Here is a 474-nt window from a genome sequence, read left to right as displayed (position 1 = left end):
GGAAAGGGCGAGCGTTCCAGGATCATTCGGGCTTCGGGAGGCGGGGAGCAATGACAGCGTGCTGGTGCGGCGGCAGTGTGTTGCGCAGCTTTTCATGGTAGAGCCGGGCGAAGACCGCGCGCTCGTCCGCGGTCCAGCTGCGGACCTGATTGGAGAGGTTCTTCAGCATGTCGAAGACCGGCTTGCCCGCATCATGCTGGTCCTCGAGCATGCCCAGGCGCGAGAGATTTGGGCCTGACCGGTCGGTGACGATGCGAGGGCCAAGGGCGGCGGGTGGCGCCTCCGGTGGCGCCGGGCGTTCCCCATCCTCCGCTTCGCCGCGGGCTTCCCGGCTGGCGCCAGCGAACCTATCGCAAAAGGCGCGGACGGCATTCGACGGTTCCTCTGCGACCTCGAGCAGCGCCCAGCCGAGCGGCAGGCGGTGAGGGCCGAGGTCAGCCAGCCACAGCGTGTAGGGGTGAAGCACAAATTGCT

General features: G+C 67.5%; 1 protein-coding gene. It reads right to left on the bottom strand.

What is annotated here, in order from left to right; all coding sequences use genetic code 11:
* Positions 1–22: 22 nt before the first annotated feature.
* Positions 23–474: hypothetical protein (locus H3H34_RS13400; RefSeq protein ID WP_207790956.1), on the bottom strand; the 452-nt coding region annotated here is incomplete at its 5' end.

Source organism: Thermaurantiacus tibetensis (assembly GCF_015354055.1).
GTDB classification, from domain to species: Bacteria; Pseudomonadota; Alphaproteobacteria; order Sphingomonadales; family Sphingomonadaceae; genus Thermaurantiacus; species Thermaurantiacus tibetensis.
The sequence above is the reverse complement of the archived record's forward strand: the minus strand, read 5'-3'. Positions and strand labels throughout refer to the sequence as shown.